The organism is Cytobacillus praedii, from assembly GCF_001439605.1.
GTDB lineage: Bacteria > Bacillota > Bacilli > Bacillales > Cytobacillaceae > Cytobacillus > Cytobacillus praedii.
This window is the reverse complement of sequence record NZ_LMBX01000005.1, coordinates 223263-247482: the sequence shown is the minus strand read 5'-3', so window position 1 is coordinate 247482 and position 24220 is coordinate 223263. Positions and strand designations below refer to the sequence as shown.

Genomic DNA, 24220 nt, shown 5'->3' with positions numbered 1-24220 from the left:
TTTTGCTTCTTTTCAGCTACCGAAGCTCTCTGGAGAAAAACTATATCATTTTACTTTTTCTCTTCATTGCTTTTTTTATAATTATATTTAGTTTATTTATATATTTTTCATAAGTCAACATCTTTTATATCAGACTATATAGAAAACTAATTCTTTTCTCTTAGTATTTCATTAATAACTTCTGCCAAAGCATCTACAGTTCTATATTCCTCCTCCAAAGTATTTTCAACTCCACCAATATTCAGTAAAACTGATTCATTTATTAAATCCTGGTTATAGGTACTTTGATTCCTAAGACTTGTCTTAACAATAACACCTGTTGACAAATCAGGATATTTTTCTTCTATTCTCTCTAGAAGGCTTTCTGCAAACGTTAAGTTTTTTTCATAATTTGCATTGGATTTGGATATAACAAATGTAACTGTTGCATAATCTTTCCCATCAATTTTAATGGTAGTAGCCTCTCTCTTTTTTGAGTCTCTGTGAATATCAAATACCATCTTTATACTTTTGTTGTTTTCTAAAACATCAGTTAAAAATCCTCTTGTAACAGTATATGTCTTCGAATGACTCCATCCATTTTTCATCAAAGTACTCATAATATCTCTATTTTCATATTTTGTGTTAATTTTATATTTTTTTAAAGACTGACTAAACCTTTCTCCCACTAGAGAAATATTCTTGGATGGGTGGTAAGCTATGTTCGGATCTGAAGATTGAGTTTCTGATATAAATGATTCCTGATCATGAGAATGGTAAATATAAATTAATGGTTCTTGGCTGCCAACTGGAGAAACTGAATTGCTCTCTCCAAATGGAGATAATGAGTAATAGATAAATTCCCTGCCGCTTAAAGAGAAGAACAATAAAACACTACAAACAAGGAACCCGCTTTCAAGTGTTATTCTCCATTTGTATCTACTTTTTTTATTCATTTGTTTTGCTGTTTTTCTAAGGTGTAACTCTGTATTAGATACAAAATCTGATTTAGGATTCATCTCATGTGATTCTTTTATTAAATTTAATAACTCCTTATCCGTTTGCATTTCCTATTACCTCCTTAGCATCCATGTTGAGCTTTTTTTTGAGAATTTTCAAAGCCCGATGATAGTCAACCTTAACCTTGGATTCGCTGCAATGGAGAATGTCAGCCGTTTCTTTTATAGTAAATTCGTTAACGCCTCTAAGAATTACTTCCGCTCGAAAATCTGGTTTTAATTTTGATATTACCGCGTGAACGACTTTTTTCACTTCGTTTGCTCAAATAACTCTTCAGGCTTCAATTCAGATGAGGGCAACTGTTTAAAAAAAACTTCTTTAAAGATCGAGCTAAACCTTTTTTTCCGGTAATGATCAATAGCTGTATGTTTTGCAATTGAAAAAATCCAAATCTTTAAACTCCCAACCTTATAATTAGAAAGATTGTTCATGACACGAACAAACACTTCTTGAGTTAAGTCCTCCGTATCATTTTGGTTTCCAGTAAAGCAAATAAGAAAGCGGTACACGTCTAAATAATGCCGGCGATAGATTTCGATTTTGCGGTCTTCTAGATTCTCGACTGTGGACAAATGTTTCCCCCCTCAATTATTTACTCGATTATTAATCGTTTGAGTTCATGAAAAGGTTACAGAATTTAAAGTTAAATATAAATAAGCGTCCCTACCATTGTAGAAACGCCCAGTTAGCCTTAATTATTCTAAGATAAACTCCAATAAATTTCAGTTTGATCTGTACAATAAAAACCTTCTAGATTACAATAGTTCACCAGCTGCTCTACTGTACTTTTTCCAGAACATAATAAAGAAAAATGACTATCCCAATGTGTAGTTATCAAAAGATGATGATCGTTGGTAAATAAGTTTTTACATTGATCAAGTATGTTGTTATCAGTAATAATATCATCTATAAAGGTTAATTTCCGTTCCGTAGCAAATTCATTGCCACACCAGATCCAGTTGTGCCCTAATGCTTTGATCCCCTTAAGCAAATTATCCATAATAAAATATGGGAATAATCCTTCAGTCGGTTCACCAATTTTTTTATCCCGGCAAGTATTTTTAATCATCTGAGCTATGTTTTCATCTTGATATTCTTCTCGCAAACCATTAATATTTGTTCTTAGACCCACATCTAACTTTCTAAAATTCTCAATACCTGATAATGTTAAAAACTGTTTCCAAGTAACGACTACGCAATTTTCCCGAATCTCATTCCGGTTTGGATAGGTATCCGGTTTGAATAATTCGTAATCAATCGATTCCGGTTTAATAAAGGGATGATAGAAAACAAAAATCTCTTCAAAAACTTCTTTATAATATTCTTTAATTGGTAAGCCGTCGGGTGCACATACTGCAAACCTCTGTGGATTGGAAAATACCCTTTTACCTATCATTATTTGTTTCACGCTTTAATTCACCCACATTTACTCGGAGAATATTACTATGAATAATGCTATACTAGTATTTATCGAGAATGGAGGGAGTATTCCATATGTGCTGCTCGTTTTGTCCTATTGTAGAATTTCACCTTATCTAAGTGGATAAATAGTAGATAAGGAGCTAAAGACATGCTAATTCAAGAAAAGATTATTGATATTATTAAAAATAAATGTATTCATGATAATTCTATCTCAGCTTGTATGATGTATGGATCATTCACTAAGGGTCAAGGGGATCAATATTCAGATGTAGAATTTTATATATTTATCGCAAATGATGTTGTCGATCGTTTTGACTCAAAACGCTGGATTTCTGAAGTGTACCCTGTTGATTTAATATTTTATAACGAATATCGGACTGAAGTAGCTATCTTTTCAAATATGATCCGCGGGGAGTTTCATTTTCTTCCCGACTCAGAGATGGAAATCATAAAAAGTTTCAAGCGAACAGGTGTTTTTCCTGATATAGAGTCCATGTATATTTATGATTCTACCGAGCGGTTAATGCCTTTACTTGTTGGTTTATCTGGTTCTGGTCCTGATCGAATGACAGATGAGAATGTAAATTTTGCCTTCAATAATTTTGTGAATGCTTGGCTGATGGGTGTTAACGTGATGAAAAGAGGAGAGCTCGCACGTTCACTAGAGGGACTCATACAGGTACAAAAATATATATTACAATTAATAAGAATACATGAAAAAAATGTAGAACACTGGTTAAACAGTACGAAAAATTTAGAGGCTGATATAAGTCCCAATTCTTATAAAGACTATGTTTCATTCACCTAAAAACTAGATAAAAATGAATTAAACCATGCTTATATGAATACTTTGAAAAAAATTGAAGAATTGTATAATGCATTAAATAGTCACTACAGCATTGATGTAGACGGTAAATTTATTAGGAAACTATTCAGCTATATCAATCAGTAGTTTTCCCTGCTGAAAGTACATTGCTATTAGCAATGTACTTTTTTACTACAGTTAACTCTTATAAAATATCTTAGAAAAATTACACACCATAATGTATGATGTATTTTTTTTCAACTGATGCCTGAATGATTATTGAAGCCAATTCATTAAGTTCAGCAGATTTCTTAAAGTATGGAGAAGTTGAGATTACATCATAAAATAATGATAATGACTCAGGTGGAATGATGGTGATTCCCCAATAAGCTAAACCTATTTCTGGTCGTTTTAATGAATGAAAGTACGTTTTCATGATAGATAATTGTTCACTTAAACTATTGAGTAAATCATCATCAACAGATATACAATTATATTTCTGTGGGGTATATTCGGTATAACTTTTCATTTTGTCAATTTCATCAATGATCCCAAATTCGTGGATACACGGCATGTCATAGCCCTCTCTTTAATTTAATCATCTTTGTCGTCATCCGTATATATTCTAAGTGCTCCGAGAATAAAAATTAAGAAAAATATAATTATCGAAAATCTAAGAACATAAATTTTTAAAATAAAGCTTATTATAACGACAGGCAGCCCGACCATCGTTGTCATTGCTGCGGATTTTGTATAACGTATTGCTGCTTTTGAGATTTCTGGTTCTTCAGTATACATCCGTCTCTTTCCAGCTAATATACAATCTTCAGGAAAATAATAAGTCCAAAGCATTATACCATAAAGTGGTATCAAAAAAATCACAAATATGATCGTTTCAGCCATAAACTCCCTCCTATGAAAAACGAGCGATCCACCTAGGGATTCACTAATATTACGATTCATTTTATAAAAGGATTCAATCTATTGACTTTCGGCAATAAATAGCTTTTTTCTTTTTAACATTCTATTAAAATTAATCTCAACACGAAAAAAAGCTGTCTTTATAACAGCCTTCTTCTTTTAATTATAAATCTACTATGTTTATGATTTTTTTGAAAGAAATCCTTATATTTCGTACTTGTTCAACCAAGGAAGTAGTTCTGCATGCTTATATGTATTTTCAGCATCTGAAATCATTTTAGGAAGGAAACTATCAAGGGAGCCAATTAAAGAATTAAGTGCTTTTAAGACATTTCCATTCTCAAACTGTTCCAATGGAACCGGCAGCTCATCTTCGTCCAATATATAATACTCTCCATTAGGGAGTACCATAATATCTATTATCAAATCCTCAAAGGATACCATCTTATTAGTAAAACAAGTGTTTTTAACAATATTAATATAGCAGCCTATATACTTCCCTTTATTATCTCTCCAAATGTATAAATTATATGGACGATTTCCCCAGTAATAGGCAAGTGTGTAACTCCCTTTAGGGATAGTTAAATTTGCTTGGTTCGCAGTCATTATAAAAGTATCTTCTATAATATGAAAAAGCACCACCTGTTGATTATGTGCTTCTAACAACTTGCAACGGTATTCTACAACTTTTGTGTCGTACCGCATTTTTCTTTCAATTAAATTATGACCATATTGATAGGCTGGGGGCATTCCATTTATCACTTCTCTAATTTCTCCTTCCATTTTATTAATCGTAACATCCATTTCGCTTTCACCTTTTTTCTTTTTTATTAGCCGCTTTACCCATTTCAAACCATCTTGAGCCTTTGTTTAATCCTAAAAAACAATCTTTGTTATGGAAGAATAACGTTCGCGAAGAATATTTAAACATTCACAGTCCAAATTCTATAGATGATCTGGCCGGATATATTTATTTTTTCCGTATAGACTTCTACTTTCAAATGATTATAAACAGCCCATTGAGGTAAAATCGTTAATAAATAATGAATTACTTTCTCATCAGGTGATGCGTATCCTACATTATTTTCTTTACTTAAATAAGCAGCAAAATCTGAATATAAAGCATCTGCCCATTCTCTAGCTTCTAAATCCGAAGCAAAAATTCGATTGTCCTCTTTAGAACTTCCGTTTATCCAAATGATATTTTCCAATGGATTTCCTCCTAAAGGTGAACTTTACCTAATCATTTTCTCATTATTTACGATATTTCCCCAATTCTATTAATCAATTTCAGTATACCTTCTTTTACACCGATGCATGAAAACTCAACATGAAAAAGTCGAATCCTTCCAATTTTAAGGATTCGACCATTTAGATAGTTATAAATATTTACTCGCGTCTAAGCTAGTGGTACTTTTCCCCTTAACTTGTTTTAATGTTGCAACAATAAGAAAGCTAACAATTACTAATAGCAGCCATGAACTCACCTTACCTAAATGGACAAGACTCCATGCTTCGGTTTGATTAGGATATTTCCATGCACCAAAGAATGTTGCTATATTTTCAGCAATCCATATAAAAAAACCAATCAGCACAAAAGAAAGGGCCAGTGGCATACGGTAACTAGTTCCATTAATCTCGTATGTTACCCACGATTGCCAAAAAACAATGATGACAAGTCCTGATAGCCACCATCTTACATCTATCCAATAATGGTGAGTGAAGAAATTTAAATAAATTGCGGCTGCTAGTAGGACCACTATCATAAACGGCGGCCACTTAATCAGTTCAACCTTTAACCTCCTCCAAGCCTGGCAAAGATAACTTGCTACACTAGCATACATGAATCCGCTATACAATGGCACGCCAAAGATTTTGAAGTATCCTTCCTCTGGATAAGACCAAGAGCCCATATGTACCTTAAATATCTCAAGAGCGAGTCCAATAATGTGAAATAATGTGATTACCTTCAGTTCATCCCTTGTTTCTAGTCCAGAGCGAACCATCCCCCACTGCATCAAAAGACATAGGATAAGCAGCCAGTCATACCGTGGCAGAATGGGTAGAGGAACAATTTGTGTCAAAGCTAAAGAGGCAAAAATAACGACAGGAAATAAACAGGATAATGCTTGCTCCCAACCAAAACGAACGAGTTGTTTTATTGCTCTCATATTTATGCCTCCAAAGATTTTTCTAGATTTATCTACTTCCTGCTTGAGTTGCACTTAGGTTTCATCCCTGTTCAAGATTCTTTTTACTTTAAAAAATCCACTTTATCAATCCTGTATGATTTCTTCATTTCGGTACTCTAAAATATCTCCTGGCTGACATTCTAAAGCCTTGCAAATCGCCTCTAATGTTGATAATCGGATCGCTTTCGCCTTACCATTTTTCAATATAGAAAGGTTAGCCATAGTGATTCCAACTTCTTGCGATAGTTCTGTTACACTCATTTTCCTTTTAGCCAGCATCACATCAATATTGATTATTATTGCCATGTTAATCACCTCAGACCGTTAAGTCATTTTCTGATTTTATATCAATCGCTTCTTGTAAAAGTTTTTGGAGAACTGCCGCAAAGACTGCAATAACCAGCGAAGCAAAAGGAACTACCAATCCAACAAAAATAACTCCTGGAGCATCGTCTATTTCCGCAAACAGATAGAAAAGTGGCAAGACGAGTATATGCAAACTAGAAATTGTGATTGCACAGTATTTGATTTTCTTTAACGCTGTTACTGAAATTTGCGAGAACGCTTCATTTTTATCAATATAGCGTAGAAGTTTAAAAGCTTGGTACAAAGCAATATAAAAAGGGATCGCAGAAGCATAAAAGACAATGAAAACTAGATATTTTATAATAGCAAACTTAGGAAGCAGTTCTGCTGCAATATTCCCTAACTCAGGCACCATAAAAATACACAAAGCAAGAATGGGAATTCCAATAAGAATAACTGCTATCTTTAAAAAGAGCGTTGACACTTGTTTCATTAAAAGCACCTCACTGATATATTTTCAATTTGATTTTAGCAGGTTATTTATCGTTTTACAATAAATAATTATCAAATTTAAATATATACTTATTGTTAAATAGTCATTATATTCTCTAATCCATAAAAAAAAGCATTCTTTGCGGCAAAGAAATGCTCTTTTACTGAAAGTATTCAATTTTTACTTACTCAAGAAAATGCTAATATATTAGTGAAATGTATCCATTCAATAAGTTCAACCTTTTACAATCATCGTTTTATAGCATGATGATATTGACAACCTAAGTTCTTGTTCTATCACGATATACAATTAGTGTAATTGCATTACAGCCCATTTTTCATACCTAATTTCTAATATACTTATTAAGATATTTCCTTACAAATCATCAATAAATTTCCATCTGGGTCTTTAAACACAAAATAAAAGTCGTCCTCTATTCCCGTCAATAGTTCAACATTATTTTCTTTTAAAAATTGGTATGACGCATAAATATCGTTTGTTAAAAACTGAATTGATGGTGCTTGATAAGTGGAAACATTTCCATCCTCATTTCTCCACTTTGGCATTGTATCTAAAATTAATCCAGCAGTGCCATCCATTGGTGCAGAGTAGATATGTCCAAAAGATATTTCTCCGCCTTCCAAACCTAGTATTTGGTTGTACCATTCTCTTGCTCTTTCAATATCTCGAACTGGAACAAATACACCTCCGATTCGGTTTTTTATTGGTGTTTTTTTTATTGGCATATTCACTAATCGTCCCTCCATTTAGAAATAAATGTCTATATTCAAGAAAAACTGATAATAACCTTTATGAACCAAACCTTGTTTCACTAACTTGTAAGTCATTAACTGGACCAAAATCTATCCAAATTCAAACTATTTCAATAGTTTTATCTTGATGAAATCAAGTTAATATAAAACCTTCATGGTTTACCTACTTATATATAGAATTTGATGATTTGCCTTATTAAATATCTTTGTTAATTTGTTAACTGTATCTAACCAAGACAAGTAGAATGGCTGCTATGATAACCCCTACACCCTTTGTTCCCTATTCCACCCCCGGGCAAGCATACGTTGTTGCCAAAGGAATTAAGTCAATAAAAATTCTTGAGAGAGCAATAGTTGAAATAAAAAACTAAACAGGGTACCTGTCCCAAGGTTACCTCTTTTTCACCTTATTTCCCCTTCATGTAATCAGGGATATCTTAAACTAGTTACTTCCTTTTTCCAAAAATGCACCAATAAAATTCAATCTATATATTTTTAGTATAAAAACATAACTCATGTATTTGCTCAAATCCCACTTTCTTATATAAATTTATAGCATTCTGATTACTGGAATTGACACAAAGAGTAATTGATTTAATACTTTCTATAGTAAAGATCCAATTTAGGGCAGCAGTTAATAATTTACTCCCTATTCCTTTTCCTCTCTTACTTTCTTTAACAGCTAAGAATTCAATACTCGCTTCCCCATAGGCAGGTTCTGCTTCTGCATAAATATAACCGTCTAATTGACCATCATTTACGATTATAAAAACTTTCCTATCCTCGTTAAGCCGGTTAATAATTTGCTGACCACTATAATATGAATTAGGAAAAGATTGATCATGCAGATTTTTCATTTCTGTAAAATACTCTTCCATTAATTCTAAAATAAAAATTTCATCTAATTGAGATATACTATTTTTGTTAAAATTCAATACTGTTTGGTCACTATGCTTAGTAAAGGAAAGTTCTTCAGCCAGTTGCAGGACTTTTTTGTTTAGTTTATTAGGAAACATACGAATTGAATTAATATCATCATGCAGTAATTCAACCATTCTGTTCCACAAATGATTTACAACGTCCCATTTGTTTTCCTTAATAAACGGTCCCCATATCTCCGCGCTATTGGACTCAAGATCTGCATCAAATCCTAATACTCCTATCAGTTCATCTTCCTCATACACAGTTATGAAACTGTTATCATAAGTAATATCTGATAGATCTTCCCTTAATGAATGAGCTATTCCAACACGATCATTCCCACAATAACCAATATGTGATTCGCCAATTTTATTCATTTCTGAAATGAACTTTGCAATAGTATCAACATCGTTATTTTTCATGAACTCTATTATTGCCACATCCTAATCTCCTTGTATATTCATATAATTTTATTAGCACCCTTTAATTAAATGATATTTCTGACTCTTATCATAACAAAAAATCCCAGCTACTTGTTGTATTTTTTTGTCCCTTTAGCAGAATAAAAAAGAGCTGCTGATCCTTAATGGATCTTCAACTCTTTTAACCCCATGGTTAAAATATACAAAGTTTTACTTAGCATAAGAAATAGATTGAACAAATAGGTCCTTGCCTTTCAAATGTGGAGATGGAAGAGACTGTATGCAATGCTATACGTCCTACTGTCCAAATCTGTGTAGTAATTTCCTGTTGAAGTGAAACATCAGTTAATTATTCTGAGTGGATATCGATTCATATTCCCAAGAATTAAAAAAATGATCAATGGGAGAAACAATAAAATTCCTCCCAATTTTTTTACTAACCATTTCGCTAAATTGTACTTTTTCGAGTAACCAGAGGATACAACTAATTATTCTTATGCTGCATGAATTTGTTCATAATCTTAATGGATGGTACCGTTTTATGAAGAAGGATCTTCATTTCTTCCATATCTTCCATAAAAAGAGTGTCAATCCCTCTTGGATCAACACCTCTTTTCACAGCTTGTTTTAACATCTGACATATTTTCGTTTAAAACCTAACTTCCCTCTATCCACTTCTTTTTGGATACTTTCGTAAGCATTTAGAAAACTGCTCTTTTTATTTTCTCTTTTGACCTCTACCGTACCAACTTCTTTTGCAGTCTCAACAGCCTTGTCATGTAGTGGTAAGTATGAAATTCCAACAGTGTATAGAAAATTATTCATAGCTGATTTCGTTCGTTCTGGTGAGTCATGAATAGAGTTTTTCACATTTTTTAGCATTTTTGAAATTTTATTTTTGTCAAATTCATTGTCTTTCCGATTCCCTAAAAGCCAGCAATAGCAGCTCCAGCCGGCTGACATTCTCAGTTCATTACCGCTTTCAATCCATTTATCAGCAACTTTTTGTGCGATATCAGACTCCGATAATGTTACTGCTACCACATAGTCCGATAGCATATAAAAATATGCTCCATCGATCCAGCGTTCATAATCCGATTCTTTCATTGTTTTTGGGTCTGCAATAATCCCAGCAAAATACATTGCATCATAATTACCTGTCGCATATAGTTCTTCAGCTAAACCTTGGTTTACTTTTATTTTCTTTGCAATCGGTTTCATAGCACCTGTGGCCACTCCAAAAAGCGGTTCATGTGCACCATTAGAGAGGTACATCTTTTTTAGTCTTTCTTTACCGATGGCCTCAAGCTCATGCATAACTGTTTCTCTATCCATAGTTTCGTTCATCCTTCCTGATTATTAAAACCCATTCAATTATATAAAACAGGTTAATTTTCTTTACTGAAATTTCCACAATTTAATAAAAATTCTATGTGAGTGAAACAATCCAGATTAAATTGCCCTATTACTTGGCTGAGTACATCATAGGCCTATTTTTCAATAAGGAAATGGTAAATCTGAGCCACTCAAAAATGATAGAATGGATAGTTAATATACAATATAACTATCTTTTTCACGAAACCCTAATAGGGTACTGGGTAAGCAACTACAGGACAATTCACCTGAAACTTTACATTTCCTTTTCTTTCTATTGTTAAGATAGCAATACTATTAACAGCTTTTTTATTCAATGCCCTTTCAAACGATTCATATCCCACAATTTTTACGCCATCAAGTTCCACTATAACATCATTTGGCTTAATGCCAGAAGCTGCAGCTGCTGACCCTTCCTTCACCTGTAAAACTCGTGTTCCCCTATCTTCGTCATTTGTTGTATGTACAATTCCAATCCATGCTTTCCATAATTTTGAACGAATATCAATCCCAGTTTCATAGACACTCTTAAGATTTTCTAAAAATTGATTAGTACCAAACAACATATTTTCCTTGGCAGCTTGATTCATTTCAGTAATAAAGGAAGCCTTGTATTCAATACTAACCTGTATCCCATTTTCTACTTTTTCTAAAGAAGTAATCGTTTTAAAATCCCCATCAATGCTTTGAAGCACAAAACGCTTCATTTCATGAATCTCTGTAAATACACCCTCAGATACAGCACCCCACCCATGATTCATATAGCCTTTGCCACCAATACGAAAATCTATTTCAGCCTTTTTACTATACCAGCGGTTTAAATGCTCAGGCATCGTCAATGCATCCCAAACTTGCTTCAAAGGTGCATTAACAACGATAACACTCTTTATTGATTCCTTAATCATGTTCATCCTGAACCTCTCCTTTTTCCACATATTTTTTCAAACTGACAAGCTGGCTATCAAGCAGCTCTCCGGTAAATTGATGCATTTCCTGTAAGGTAATTTGGAGTACATTGAAATTTAATGAATAGATACGGTACTTCCCTTTCAAGCTCTCTGTAATAATATTTTCCTCCAATAAAATATTCAGATGCTTCTTAATTGCTGGTTGAGAGATAGCAAATGCTTCGACGATCTCCTTCTGAGTTTTGTTTTCTTGTTTAAGCATACTTAGTATACGCCGTCTTGTTGAATCCCCTAATGCACGATAAATATCTGGCACTTTCATACCCTCATTTCACACATATAACCAATTGGTTATATGTAATATATATTCCAGGAATTCTATTGTCAAGACTTTTCTGAAAAAAATAAATAAACGTACTTAGCTAACTCAGAATAAAAAAAGAGTATCTGATCCTCACTGGATCTTCAACTCTTACACCCCTTCGTTCAGTACATTAAAAAGTGATTCAATGCTGAATAGCAACTTAATAAAGGCTTTGTTCAAACTAAGGTCAAAGTATATATTTAATAGTACTTATTTTTCTATGATAGGTGAAATCACATCAATCCGATTGGTCCATATCCCGCCATTATATTTTTCCGGAATACGATCCAGATCTTGTTCTGTATCAAACCCTTCTGACCACCCGCCGTCTCCCGCAACAAGGATAACCCTTGTATTCACTTGATCCATTCTGTTAAGAAACTTGTTTGGATATCCCCACAAAAATGCCGCATATTTTTCTGGAATATGTAATTGGGTATTTTTACACGAAGATGGAATATGGCCTGTCCAACCAACTGATAGATAAGGCAGCAAACAACTCTTCAATGTTTGCTTTGACATGACTCGCAACTTAGGTAGTTTTTCCTTTAAAGCAGCTATTGGTTCATCCCCGCCATATACAGAAAGATTACTTAGCCTACCATCTGAGTACTTAGAGAGGTATTGTGATAGCTGTATTCCTTCATTTCTGTCATTGCTTTTAATATGGATTAGAAAGGGCTCTTCTGCAAATTCAGTTAAAACCTCATCAAGCGTAGGCATTAACCCTACTCCTTTGCCGCGAAAAGGAAACGTTCTCCCATTATCTGCTGTATACCCATAACCCACATCTAATTCCTTCAGTTCATCCATTGTATAATCTCTTGTTGTTCCAGTGCCATCTGTTCTACAATCGAGGGTCCAGTCATGAAAAATAGCAAACTCTTCATCTTTCGTCACGTGAACATCTATTTCTACGATATCTGCCCCAGCATTAAAAGCTGCTTTCATAGAAGGGATTGTATTTTCAATATAGGGATGCTCTGGAACATATATTCGCTCCGCAGTACAGGTTTCACCTGTTATTCCCTCCATATTAAACGTTTGTGCCAGTCCACGATGGGCTAAAAGAAGTGGTTCTCCGTTTCGTTCCTTTGTAAAGATGGAGCTGTTATTAACAAAAATAAACAAGACTAAAAATAGAAGTAGAAATGATCCACGTTTTATTACTTTTCTAAGTTTCACTTTCAACCCCTCCAATCTACTGATGAGATAAAGTTACCGAAATACTATTTTTAGAATAATAAATGTAAAATAAATACTCAATAGCAGAAAAATAATAAAACGATGATAATTTATCGAATATACTGATTTTATTTTTCTCTTTAAGAAGCCATTCTAATGTAAATAAACACAGGCTTTCTGCCTGTGCATTAAAAATTAGAAAATTATAGTCTGAGCTCCTATTTCAATTAATATATTTATTAAAGTTATTTATTAATAATAGAATTAGACGTAATCCATTCAATTAATTGTTTTTTAGGATAGTAGGTAGTCCCTTCCAAAATCACTTTAGGAATATCAGGATTATTTAATAACGCATTTATCTCATGTGAATTTAAGTTAAAAAAATTCATTAATCACTTTCTTTTAATAATGTAAAATAATCAATCTCTTTTGCTGACTTGCGGAAATTTTGCAATCCTTTTCCAATGTAATAGCCCATTAAAGCCAATCCAAAATAAACCAAAACCAACGCCTGAAATTTCAATATCCATTTTCCATATATCAACAACCCACTAAGATTATTTAATATACACATCATTTTCGAGCTTTGGTTCAATCTCAAACAAAATTCATTAGTAACATAATAACACTATAATTTAATAAATATTATCAAGACCGTATTGCTTGTTCATTATTTGTGGAGTGGCCAGAACTTGTCTAATAAAATCTTTTTATAATATATGGATTTTCCCATTTTTATACTTAAGCGAGTAGTTCCCTTCTTCCTTCAAGAGAACTGGCAGATAGTGAGAAACTTTATCTGCAATACCAAGATTATTGGGGTTTAATACCCAATCAATTGATTTCCAATCTAATATACCTTCTCGTGTTTTTTTGGGAGTATCCAATTTTACATTATTACTTACTTCATATAGATAAACATATATCCCTTCAGTAACACCCTTAGATGATTCCCAGCATACTGTTCCCTTTGAAAAGTAGTTATCTACACTTAAATCTGTTTCCTCAAACACTTCACGTAATGCACCTTCATCGGGAGATTCGCCTTTTTCAATTTTTCCTCCTACTCCATTCCAAACACCCATAATTGGGGGTTTTTCTCGGTTAAGCATTAAAATTTCATTTTTATTTTTGATAAAACACACCGTATACTTATACATTATTTATTTAATCCCTCATTTATTTTGCATTTGCTCCAATTATAATCCTTATTGTAGTAGAGAGTAACACAGTTTCTATTTTATTCCGTTTTTATTACTTTCTCTTAAAGTGGCTTACCATGCTTTTCACTTTCTTCTTTAGTTCCACTAAAACACCAATTCTCTTAGAATCTTAGTTTTCCTTTTCATAATAATCCTTTATATTCTTTATTCGAAGGTTTCAGAATAACAGCTGGTTGGCAACAAAAGCTCTCGATTATTTTATATGCACATAGGAAAAACTTACTGGCACTTTTAATTAAATTTAAGATTTATGTTCCAATGGATTTATCATTCCTAAAAGATTAAATCTTCATATCGATTTTCTTTTAATACTTGCTCAATTAGTATCACTTCTTATTTCATTCCTAATTTTTGCATCATTCTTCCCGAAGCTGGATTGGATTTAAAGTATCTTGCAAAAACTTTATGGTATTGTTTTTCTGCAAATGCAAATTGTAAAATAGCTTGTGCCGCTTCGGTAGCATAACCATTCCCCCAATATCCCTCACCAATCCAATAAGCTATTTCCCCATTATTAAACCTTTGGTTGTTCGTTAACGCAATTGCACCATATAAAGGCTCCACTATCCTTACTGATTATTGCAAATTCGTATGATTTATTGGAATTATAATTTTCAAGCTGTGGCTCAATCCACATCAAAGCAACCTCTATAGCCTAAGGATTGGGCAAATATAATGTATTTTTATAAATATTATAGTTATTACAAAGGAAAGAAACAGTTTCTGCATCAGATTTTTGAAACAGTCTTAATACAAGCCTTTTAGTGGTAATTGTTTTATTTTGGTTATTATATATCATTGAATAACACCCTCCATTGCTATAATGTAAAAATAAATATAAAAAGCCTATCGTCTCTGTAGAGACGATAGGCTAAACCTAACGTGGTACCACCCTAATTAGTTTGTAAGCATATATGATAAACCTTCTCATAGCATAATAACGGGTTCCACCCGTCTAGACCTACATATCAGTCTAACCACCCATAGGCGACTTGGGGAACTTTATTGACTATCTTTCAGCAAACAATAGCTCTCTAAACAACAAACATTCCTTACTATTCCTAGTCATCGTGTTTCTTATAAAATTTCCACTATTATAACAATCATCATAATAGTTCGTCAATTCAATTGATATTCTTCTCATAAATAGCTATTTTCCAAATACCATCTTCTTGCATCATTGGAAATGTCCTTATATATTTTTTACTCCCAAAAACAATTTCTAATTGAATGATTTTCGTATCTTTGGTACTTTGCCCATTGATAGAAATTGAATCATAAAATCTATACATTAAATACGTTTGCTCCAATCTGAAGACCTGTATTCTTCTATAAAATCTTCTACAGGGGGTAGATGTCCATTATCGTAAGTAATAATGTAGAGTTTTTCAAGATTGTCTTCAAATACCAAATTCATAAAAATTAAAACCATTTCCTCTGGGGTAAAATCACTCAAACTACTAATGCTGCCATTCCTTAAAAATTCTTTATACATTTTTAGTTTTTCGCTCGGCAGTTCTTCAAGGTAAGTAAATTCATAATTACTATCATTAATTGGAGACACATACGTTTCATCTTCAGTTTTTAATAAACCATCTCCTTTTTTTGAAAATGAACTATCTGGAGTACAGCCAGTAATAATAAAACTTAATAAAATTAATCGTATTCGATACATTTTCCACCTCCAAATTTACTGGAATATTTTTTGGTTTTTCGTCTATTTCTCAATAATCATCCTGTATATATGTGATTTGCTGTTTACTTTTTTCATCTATAATAAATACTTATTCTATATATGCTTCCAATGCCATTTATAATTAATAAAGTCAGCCCTTAATTTCCATAAAAAAAGAGCTGCTGATCACCGTTGGACCTTCAACTCTTGCACCAAGTAATATAAACAGATTTTATTTTGAATTTAACAACATTCGCTTAATTAATCTAATCTGCCCACGATGGTTTATTTCGTCTTCCATAACATGAAACCAGAGCCAGAAGTTATTATGCGAAACCCCATTATCTCAAATATTTTCCTCATACAGCCATTCTTCATTTTTTGAACTTAGCAATGTTAAAGTCCTCTCACGCGTTTCAAATAATATGTCCAGGTAATAATTAAGCGGTCGATTCTTGATTTCATCTCTTGCCTTTTCTCCAAGAAATAAAGCTGACTCCCATCGGGAATATTCATTTTCATTTAAGTCTCTTTTTTCAAATGTAATAACTTGATGAACAAAATCTATCGAAGCGATATGCATTAATAGTGATCCAATCGAGTTAGCATCTTCAAATGGAATAAAATCTATATCAGTCTGGTCTAAATCCTTAATATCATTCAATAAAACTTCTCTTGAATACTCTAACATAGAAACAAGTTCTCCAATTTTGCCTTGGAATCCATCTCTTTGTCTTATTCTATAATCCATGTATATCCTCCCCCAAAAAATAAAAAAGGGCAGGTCTGAAAATTCCCATTTTTACAAGTTGTAATTTACTAGAGTATATGAAAAAAGGAAATAACCTGCACCAGAAGATGAATAAATATGATAATGCTGTGATAACGGCAAGTTTATTTGTCCGGCTTTTCACGATTAATCCAGTTCTATAAAATATTGATCCTTTCTGTAAGACACTGCCTCCATGGTTGCAATCAGGTTTTGCTCATGGAAAATATCAATGCGATAGAATCCTGTACGATAATTTCTTTTAATTTCTTTTGCACAAGCTACTATCTTGTCACCAGGTTTTGCAGATTCAATAAATTGAATGGTTGTCGAAAGGCCTAATGATGTTTTTCCATATGCATTACAGGCTACAGAAAAAGCATGGTCTGCTAATGCATAAATAACTGCCCCATGAACAGTTCCATATGCATTTTCCATATGGTTTTTCACTTCAAGAATGGCTTCTGCAAATCCAGCCTCAAATTTAGTTAATTGAATACCAAGCGACTGAGCAAACGGATCATTTTTTACTTGCTGGAATATTTGCTCGTAGTATTTTTCATAAATTTGATAATCATCAACTTTCTTCTTCACAAATCCTCTACTCCTTAAATAGTATTAATTCCAAATACATATAAATTATTATTCTCTCAGCTATTAATAGGAACATCTTTTTCTTCAAATATGTAGGAGTCCTACAATCGAAATTCCAATAAATATAGAGACAAAATGATTTCCTGATTTTAATCGTATTTCCTTAAAATCTACACTACAGACAGAATTATATTTTTATTTCCTCTTTTTTCTCTAATTTAAGTTATACAATTTTTCATGCCAATGTTTTAATGCAGTTACTATATTTTCTCGTAACTTTAAATTACTATTTTTGTATAGAAGCCGAAAATAAAATCCCCGTAAGAAATTTACAACATTGGACCTTTTCCTAAAGAAGTTTAAACTATAACCTTCATTTTCTAGTAATTCATTTAATTTATTCGAAAGTTCCACTACCCAAGATTCAATCTCATTACTAGTTATTCCTTTTTCCATAAGGGCTTCTACAGCAAGTAATAGCCTTTCCTCTTCATCATCAACATATGGTGTATCACCTGTACTTTCTTTGAATAAACAATGTTTAATTGTTTCGAGACATTTAGAAGAAAACTTAGTGTTAAAAAGTGGATGTCGTATTGTTTCTGACAGTAAATCTGCTCCATGTGCAATACTATGTGCCCATCCCTTCTCTTCTACATAGCCACGAATGTCTGTTTCAAGATTCAAATACTCAATACTTCCATTAATTATCTTTAAGATGATATCATCTGATAAAAACCTTTTTTCTCTATCTTTTTCAATAATAAGTGCTATAACTAAAGCCGAAAACGAACGTGTAAACACTGTATCACTAGCTTTTTGACCAATGTCAAAAAACAAGTTCTTGTAACAGACATCAATAATGTGCTGCATTTGTTTCACAGTTAAAAAATCCTCCATAATTAACTTTCCAAAAGTATTATAAATTAATTTGTCCCTTAGTTCAGAGTCGACTGAGCCAATACTTCCTAACATTTTTTCAATAAGAGTATCCATATCAATATCACTTTTTTGTAAAGTCTTGTCTATATTTATTAGTTCCAGTTTTAATGTCATTTTCTTTCACCACTTTTATTTATAATTGAACTACCGAACAACAAAAGAAAAGAATGCAGCTAATCCTCAATTGAATCTTCATCTTATTTGCCATTAATACATTTGTTCATTAAGAAAAAGTTTTATTTCACTTCACATAGATTCCATAATTTTAAACATTTTGCCCATAATTGCAATCATGAGTTGATAATAACGTACTATAATCACATCCTTTTATCATCCATACAAGGAATTTTTAGCAAACTCGTTTTCTATGGGATGGATGTACATTTAATTTTTACAAGTGACATTCTTTAACAGCTGTTTCATACTTCTTATTGTCTTAACACCTCTGAGTGTAACTAGTCATAGTCTTAAATGACTCATTATTTCTATTGGCAATCAATGGTTTCGGATTGTTTTATATCTTTACCTATTTCTAAACCCTTACCAATAAAATCACCCTTCTAATTTTATTTATTTAAGAGCACCAGATAAATGATCCTTCTTAACTTAGCTGCCATATGAGTTAACTATATCAACAAAAAGATGTATCCAATCTATTAATGTTTATCGTACCTTTTATATACATCTTCAAATTGTTTTATTCTAGAGTGTATAATTAATTCATTTTTTTATACTTTAGCGAATTTTTAGTAACTAGTCTAATAATCGGAGGTAAATGGCATGACTTATGATGTAATCGTCGTTGGAGCAGGTTCCATGGGAATGGCTGCAGGATATTTTTTATCTAAGAGTGGGAAAAAAACTTTACTATTAGATTCATTTAATCCACCACATAACAACGGCAGTCATCACGGGGAAACAAGAATTATTCGGCATGCTTATGCTGAGGACGAGCAGTATGTTCCATTTGTCCTGAAAGCTCAAGAATTATGGCATGATTTAGAAAGGGAAACAGGAAAGCAATTATTTATCAAAACTGGAGTTTTGAATGTAGGAAATAAAAATTCGGACTTTATCCAAAATACTGTTTCTAGCTCTGATAAATATTCTTTACCCCTTGAAATTATTGAAACAATAGAAGTTCATAAACGCTGGCCTGGTATTACTTTATCTAATGATTTGATTGGCTGCTTTGAACCAACTTCCGGCGTATTAAAATGTGAAGAGAGTATTAAAGCATACCAAAAACTTGCTACATTAAATGGTGCTACGATACTGACTAATACTAAAGTAAAAGAGATCTCTATTCATGATGATAAAGTGACGATCAAGACAGACAAAAAGACTTTTTACTCAGATGCATTGGTTATTTCGGCAGGTGCATGGGCAAAACAGCTCCTTTCTATGCTAAATTTGGAACTTCCCCTTACACCCGTGAGAAAGACATTCGCTTGGTTTAACGCTAATGAACAAATCTATTGTCATAAGCATTTTCCAGCATTTGCTTTTGAAACACTTCAAGGTCTATATTATGGTTTCCCAAGTATTGATGGCTCTGGTTTAAAGGTAGGGCGTCATGATGGCGGAGACCAAATAAATCCAGATGAATCAATTAGAAAATTTGGTGCTTTAGCAGAAGATGAAGGAGATCTGGTACATTTCTTGAGTCACTATATTCCTGATATTGGGCAATTGAAGTATGGTAAAACTTGTATGTACACACTTACTCCTGATGAGAAATTTATTGTAGATTTACATCCTAAGTATTCCAATGTTGCGATTGCAGCTGGATTTTCAGGACATGGATTCAAATTTAGCAGTGCTATTGGTCAAACTTTAAGCAATTTAATCATTTCAGGGAAAAGGGAAAAAGATATTGCTCCGTTTTCAATCAATCGTTTTAATACTAAATAACGAACAAGTTTCTAAAATAATTATTTAAGCACATCCTATCAATAGGATACTAAGGAATTGGGATTTTTTTAATTATTGTTTTTCTCTTCATTTGTATATAAGCATTTTTCTTGAATTCTAGTTAAAACTAACCACTACCAGTAATAGAATAATAATGAGAACTGTTGATCATCAACTTTTGCAGTCCTTTTTTCAAGAAGAAGAAACATTATTAAAAAACGTTTAAGTTTAATAAAACGCTCAACAAAGTTTTATGAAGTAACAATATCAAGAATCTTATTTGATAAAGTTTCACTTTCAATGTGATTAAATTTTTTTGGATCGGCTGTTATAACAATTGAAATCCTTTCCTTGGGATATGTAAGAATTTGTTGACCGCCTGAACCTAAAGCACGATAAATTTTACTATCTTTATACGTTTTTATCCACCATCCAAATCCGTAATCACCGTAACTCAAATTCGTTCGGATGCCATTTTCAGTAGACAGATTTATCCAATCATTAGGTATAATATCATTTGTTTTTTCTATCCCATTTGTAACAAGTATTTGAGCTATTTTTATTAAGCTTTCAAACGAAATTTTTAATCCTGTACTCCCTACTGTCACACCTTGAGGGTCAGTTTCCCATTCAATATCATTTATTCCGAGTGGTGAAAAGAGATTTGACTGAGCAAATTTGGACATCGATAAACCCGTTGTCTTACTAATAATTGCTGATAGGAGGTGATAATCAACTCCTTTATACCTAAAAGTGCCTCTTCCTGCTAACGGAAGGTTTAAGATATCTCTTACCCAATCATTACTATTTTGAACTAGTCGATATAAATCCTTGTCATCAATATCGAAACCAGAACTCATTGTAAGTAAATCTTTTATTGTTATTTGACCAGGGGCATCATGCAGGATGGAATGAATCGGAGTTTCGATCGAATCAATATATTCTTTTTTTAATGCAATTCCAATTAAAAGTGATACAATACTTTTTGTCATTGAACGAATATTTATTAAATGAGCACTTTTCTTATCATGTAAACTAATTATTTCTCTATTTAATATGGAAACATATAAATTATGAATGGATTCATTTCGTTCATATATATCAAGAATTTCTTTATTCAAAAAACTCATTCCCTTTATATTTATATCCTTTTTTTTCGATTGATTTGCTATATATCATTAGATAGTGTAATATTTCTTTTTTTAAATTCTATGTGTAAAACTAAAACTACCTTCTATAAATAATCTAACATTGTACAAAAATTTATATTTTCAACCATGTTATATGGAGTCTGATAGTTTTAATGCCTCTTTTATTATATGAATTGATAATTCATGATCGTCCAAAACATATTGAATTTCCTCAGGTTCAACCCAAATGCGAGTTAAAGTTTCGTTTTCTCGAAGAAATGGGAATACCTTTTTGACATCCACTCGATAAAATAATTGATAACCTATCATTGGATATGGACCATTGTGTATAAAATTTTCGTTTTCTTTATGGTTTACTTCTATAGCACCAAGATACTTAATTGTTCCCGTAACATAGCCTTCTTCATAAACTTCCCTATGAAGGGCTTGTTCAGGATCTTCGTTTAATTCAATGTGTCCACCAGGTGCATTAAATCCTCTTCCTTTAACTTGGACTAGCAAAATTTTCCCATCCTTGAAGCAATAACCATGCACACTAGTTATTAACTGAGAGTTATCTATTTTCTTAGAAGGAAACCATGTCAGACAAACTTTACTTCCTTCCCAATTAACAGCTATTTGATTATTCACATTACACCTCATTTAACTCTAATTTTCACTTTAATTATTTTCTATGTAAACATAGAAATTCCTAGTTCAGCCTACCAGCTTACGTTAGTTGTCCGCTTTATTTTCTATAATCAAAACAAATCGAATTGAAAGATTCAAACTAGAAGCATGAAAAGAATATCCACTTCATGTTTTTGCATTTGAAATGATCCAAAATGACATGTAATAGATTATTAGATTATGTGCTTCCCCCTTAATAAACATATATAGCCCTATTATTGAGAGTATAATTCCTATAAAAAACGGCCAAGGATTATCTTCTTTTTCCTTATCAAATGTAAACATCGTTACTATGCAGAAGATAAGGGTAATAACAGGAATAAAACCAAATTTGGGTCCAAATGCGAAAGCAATTGCACCAATTATTAAACCTATAATTCCATAAGGATTTTGAGTTGGCAGACTGTCGATATGTTCTTTATCTTTAGCAGATAATCCTTCATATCTGTCTCCCATAATATCTATGTTTTTTAATTTGTTAAGGTATACGATTATATTTTTAAATACCTTCATAATCCCACCTTCTTTCTAAATCCTAACTCTTTTGCAGGACTAACGATCTATTTTTAGGTTTGTATTCCATTACATAATTCCTTAACCTGCAATATTCAGCTAAGCCCCTCTACTTCCTTTTCTCTGCCTGTTTGAAGTCCAAATCGTTCACAAATAAAGAGTGAATGAAAAAAGATCTTTTGTTTATGTACGATTAAAACAACAATAAGTTCTTTTTTAAAGATCGTATTCCTTTTCAAGACTACAGTCAGTCCTAGCTCAAAAATGGATTTATCAGAAATATATTTATTTAAGGCTCTTTTCTCAAACTTTGTTGCTTTTATCATAATTGGGTAGAAGTTGATTTGCGCTCCAGGATGGCAGCGACCCGCGGGGTGGGCGCTGAGCTTCCTCGCCGCTAACGCTCCTGTGGGGTTTCACCTGTCCCACTCCTCCCGCAGGAGTCTCGCACCTTCCGCTCCAATCAACTAGTCTTTTGGTAAACGGAAAATTTCTCTAAAACAACAATCTTTTAGAAAACAGCCTTATTTAAAAAAAGCATCATGTATAAGTTGATACGTTATTTAACTAATTCTACGATAGAAGAATAAACTTTCACACCCTATTAATGTGAAAAAAGGCCGTTATCAGATTAATAACGCCCTTCTTTACAAAAATAATTAATGAGTTATATTATAAACCAGTATATCAAATATCTTTCCATCAACATAAAGTATTATCGCCCACTCCCCTGACTGCGGTAAATTCACACTTGAGGGAGCATGTGCATCTGCTCCTTTATTCTCTCCTCCAAGCCCAATTGACCATCCTGCTGTTAAGATTTGATGGACCGTTTGCGTTTCTCTATGAAAGCCAACAACTGTTACTTTCGTTTCTTTTGGATTTTCTATGCCCCAAAGAAGCCACATCCATTTTTGATTTATGCCCAAGCTTGGCTTATCCGCACCAATAACACCGGATTTATTTTCATTCCCCATAATATGGTTTCCTAGATTTACAGCCCTCCGATTCCAGTCAATCTTCTCAAAGTCTCTTCGTTGAACAAAATTAGGGATATTTACAGGTAAAGTACTCTCATCCCGAACTTCTAGTACTACATCTCCATATAATTTATTATTGAAGTAGAACTCATATCTCCAAAGTCCACCTTTAGGAATCAACAGTCTTGTGGTAAACCTCCCTAAACTTGTATAACCAGAAGAAGGTTCAGTAATCTTGGTTGAAGGCAATACCTTTACCCGCTCACCAGTTTCCTTATGGATTGCAAAAATTTCAAGTTTCTTCCCCTTATATTTTTCAAATGGCTCCTTAAAACTAATCATATAGCCAAATGTTTTGCCAGCATACAGATAAGGATCAGGAAAAACACTGAATAGTGTCTTGCCATTTCTTGAGTAGTGATACCTAACCTCCCACTCATTTGCTAACCTCTGGTTGGTTCCTTGGATGTTATTTTTATTAATTGATAGATTGTCAATTATATTTGTATAAAAGAGGAGTACGAACAAAGAAGCAGCCAAAGTGGTGATTAAGTAGATAGATAATTTTGGTTTTTTCTTTACAGCTAGATTTTCCCGATAAACGGCTGCTCTAATTTTTTCTTTATGGCTTTCTGTAAAATGGATTCCTTTGTGAGTGGAGGAATCCATTGCCTTCCGCAAGTTATTAAGATCCTTTTCCAT

At 32.7% G+C, this 24220-nt stretch carries 26 protein-coding genes, 3 pseudogenes and 2 other annotated features (1 of these 31 running past the window's edge); of the genes and pseudogenes, 2 read left to right on the top strand and 27 right to left on the bottom strand.

Annotated elements, in window-relative coordinates; all coding sequences use genetic code 11:
• Positions 1-76, bottom strand: a binding site (T-box leader); it reaches 199 nt to the left of the window's first position.
• 70 nt (positions 77-146) lie between these two features.
• From spoIIP to ASU02_RS08060, 4 genes are all read right to left on the bottom strand, one after another.
• A complete protein-coding gene (gene spoIIP, locus ASU02_RS08070; protein WP_057762810.1) occupies positions 147-1046 on the bottom strand; it encodes a stage II sporulation protein P in 900 nt (299 codons plus the stop codon).
• Positions 1033-1251 (bottom strand): RNA polymerase sigma factor, encoded by a 219-nt coding sequence (locus tag ASU02_RS26925; protein WP_232426204.1) that lies wholly within the window; start codon positions 1249-1251, stop codon positions 1033-1035. The genes spoIIP and ASU02_RS26925 overlap by 14 nt, the downstream gene beginning before the upstream one ends.
• Complete coding sequence (locus ASU02_RS26920; protein WP_232426203.1) at positions 1248-1571, bottom strand: RNA polymerase sigma factor; 324 nt, start codon at positions 1569-1571, stop codon at positions 1248-1250. The genes ASU02_RS26925 and ASU02_RS26920 overlap by 4 nt, the downstream gene beginning before the upstream one ends.
• Before the next feature lie 128 nt (positions 1572-1699).
• On the bottom strand, positions 1700-2407 hold the full coding sequence (locus ASU02_RS08060) for a DUF2711 family protein (RefSeq protein ID WP_057762808.1): 708 nt from the start codon (positions 2405-2407) through the stop codon (positions 1700-1702).
• Positions 2408-2569: 162 nt separating this feature from the next.
• On the opposite strand from ASU02_RS08060, the pseudogene ASU02_RS08055 reads away from it, so the two are divergent.
• Positions 2570-3373: pseudogene (locus tag ASU02_RS08055) on the top strand (nucleotidyltransferase domain-containing protein).
• A 79-nt stretch (positions 3374-3452) separates the two neighbouring features.
• Here the strand turns inward: ASU02_RS08055 and ASU02_RS08050 are convergent.
• The 19 genes and pseudogenes from ASU02_RS08050 to ASU02_RS07960 form a co-directional block, all read right to left on the bottom strand.
• Entirely contained in the window at positions 3453-3800 is a 348-nt protein-coding gene (locus ASU02_RS08050) for a hypothetical protein (RefSeq protein WP_057762806.1), read from the bottom strand.
• Between the two features lie 20 nt (positions 3801-3820).
• Entirely contained in the window at positions 3821-4129 is a 309-nt protein-coding gene (locus tag ASU02_RS26635; protein ID WP_198317418.1) for a hypothetical protein, read from the bottom strand.
• Between the two features lie 222 nt (positions 4130-4351).
• Complete coding sequence (locus tag ASU02_RS08040; RefSeq protein WP_095396703.1) at positions 4352-4897, bottom strand: DUF402 domain-containing protein; 546 nt, start codon at positions 4895-4897, stop codon at positions 4352-4354.
• A 173-nt stretch (positions 4898-5070) separates the two neighbouring features.
• A complete protein-coding gene (locus tag ASU02_RS08035) occupies positions 5071-5358 on the bottom strand; it encodes a hypothetical protein (protein ID WP_057762804.1) in 288 nt (95 codons plus the stop codon).
• Positions 5359-5526: 168 nt separating this feature from the next.
• On the bottom strand, positions 5527-6318 hold the full coding sequence (locus ASU02_RS08030; protein ID WP_057762802.1) for a DUF817 domain-containing protein: 792 nt from the start codon (positions 6316-6318) through the stop codon (positions 5527-5529).
• A 105-nt stretch (positions 6319-6423) separates the two neighbouring features.
• Positions 6424-6645 (bottom strand): helix-turn-helix domain-containing protein, encoded by a 222-nt coding sequence (locus ASU02_RS08025; protein ID WP_057762800.1) that lies wholly within the window; start codon positions 6643-6645, stop codon positions 6424-6426.
• A gap of 10 nt (positions 6646-6655) precedes the next feature.
• Positions 6656-7138, bottom strand: coding sequence for a DUF2975 domain-containing protein (locus ASU02_RS08020; protein WP_057762797.1), 483 nt, complete (start codon positions 7136-7138; stop codon positions 6656-6658).
• Between the two features lie 362 nt (positions 7139-7500).
• Positions 7501-7884, bottom strand: a complete 384-nt coding sequence (locus ASU02_RS08015; RefSeq protein WP_057762854.1) for a VOC family protein — start codon at positions 7882-7884, stop codon at positions 7501-7503.
• Positions 7885-8396: 512 nt separating this feature from the next.
• Positions 8397-9272, bottom strand: a complete 876-nt coding sequence (locus tag ASU02_RS08010; protein ID WP_095396696.1) for a GNAT family N-acetyltransferase — start codon at positions 9270-9272, stop codon at positions 8397-8399.
• Positions 9273-9881: 609 nt separating this feature from the next.
• Entirely contained in the window at positions 9882-10589 is a 708-nt protein-coding gene (locus ASU02_RS08005) for a DNA alkylation repair protein (RefSeq protein ID WP_057762795.1), read from the bottom strand.
• A 248-nt stretch (positions 10590-10837) separates the two neighbouring features.
• Positions 10838-11539, bottom strand: a complete 702-nt coding sequence (locus ASU02_RS08000) for an SRPBCC domain-containing protein (protein WP_057762794.1) — start codon at positions 11537-11539, stop codon at positions 10838-10840.
• Complete coding sequence (locus ASU02_RS07995) at positions 11526-11852, bottom strand: metalloregulator ArsR/SmtB family transcription factor (RefSeq protein WP_057762792.1); 327 nt, start codon at positions 11850-11852, stop codon at positions 11526-11528. Before ASU02_RS07995 ends, ASU02_RS08000 begins: the two co-directional genes overlap by 14 nt.
• Positions 11853-12110: 258 nt before the next feature.
• Entirely contained in the window at positions 12111-13085 is a 975-nt protein-coding gene (locus ASU02_RS07990; RefSeq protein ID WP_057762790.1) for a glycerophosphodiester phosphodiesterase family protein, read from the bottom strand.
• Between the two features lie 713 nt (positions 13086-13798).
• Positions 13799-14248, bottom strand: a complete 450-nt coding sequence (locus tag ASU02_RS07985; protein WP_082631726.1) for an NUDIX hydrolase — start codon at positions 14246-14248, stop codon at positions 13799-13801.
• Positions 14249-14552: 304 nt separating this feature from the next.
• Positions 14553-15110: pseudogene (locus ASU02_RS07980) on the bottom strand (GNAT family N-acetyltransferase).
• A 57-nt stretch (positions 15111-15167) separates the two neighbouring features.
• Positions 15168-15389: a binding site (T-box leader), on the bottom strand.
• A 213-nt stretch (positions 15390-15602) separates the two neighbouring features.
• Positions 15603-15986: a hypothetical protein gene (locus ASU02_RS07975; protein WP_057762788.1), complete on the bottom strand. Its 384-nt coding sequence runs from the start codon at positions 15984-15986 to the stop codon at positions 15603-15605.
• A gap of 232 nt (positions 15987-16218) precedes the next feature.
• Positions 16219-16737 (bottom strand): annotated as a pseudogene (locus ASU02_RS07970) (DinB family protein).
• A 165-nt stretch (positions 16738-16902) separates the two neighbouring features.
• The gene (locus ASU02_RS07965; RefSeq protein WP_057762786.1) at positions 16903-17349 is read right to left on the bottom strand and encodes a PaaI family thioesterase; all 447 of its coding nucleotides are present in this window, start codon (positions 17347-17349) and stop codon (positions 16903-16905) included.
• Positions 17350-17562: 213 nt separating this feature from the next.
• Positions 17563-18405 carry a DUF2785 domain-containing protein gene (locus ASU02_RS07960; RefSeq protein ID WP_057762784.1) on the bottom strand — a complete coding sequence of 281 codons (843 nt, stop codon included), beginning with the start codon at positions 18403-18405 and terminating at the stop codon, positions 17563-17565.
• Positions 18406-19071: 666 nt separating this feature from the next.
• On the opposite strand from ASU02_RS07960, the gene solA reads away from it, so the two are divergent.
• Positions 19072-20205 (top strand): N-methyl-L-tryptophan oxidase, encoded by a 1134-nt coding sequence (solA, locus tag ASU02_RS07955; protein ID WP_057762782.1) that lies wholly within the window; start codon positions 19072-19074, stop codon positions 20203-20205.
• Between the two features lie 251 nt (positions 20206-20456).
• On the opposite strand, the gene ASU02_RS07950 is transcribed toward solA, so the two are convergent.
• From ASU02_RS07950 to ASU02_RS07930, 4 genes are all read right to left on the bottom strand, one after another.
• Positions 20457-21326, bottom strand: a complete 870-nt coding sequence (locus ASU02_RS07950; RefSeq protein ID WP_057762780.1) for a serine hydrolase domain-containing protein — start codon at positions 21324-21326, stop codon at positions 20457-20459.
• 159 nt (positions 21327-21485) lie between these two features.
• Entirely contained in the window at positions 21486-21986 is a 501-nt protein-coding gene (locus ASU02_RS07945) for an NUDIX hydrolase (RefSeq protein ID WP_232426202.1), read from the bottom strand.
• Between the two features lie 165 nt (positions 21987-22151).
• Positions 22152-22538 carry a hypothetical protein gene (locus tag ASU02_RS07940; RefSeq protein WP_057762777.1) on the bottom strand — a complete coding sequence of 129 codons (387 nt, stop codon included), beginning with the start codon at positions 22536-22538 and terminating at the stop codon, positions 22152-22154.
• A gap of 659 nt (positions 22539-23197) precedes the next feature.
• Positions 23198-24220, bottom strand: a complete 1023-nt coding sequence (locus tag ASU02_RS07930) for a helix-turn-helix domain-containing protein (protein ID WP_057762773.1) — start codon at positions 24218-24220, stop codon at positions 23198-23200.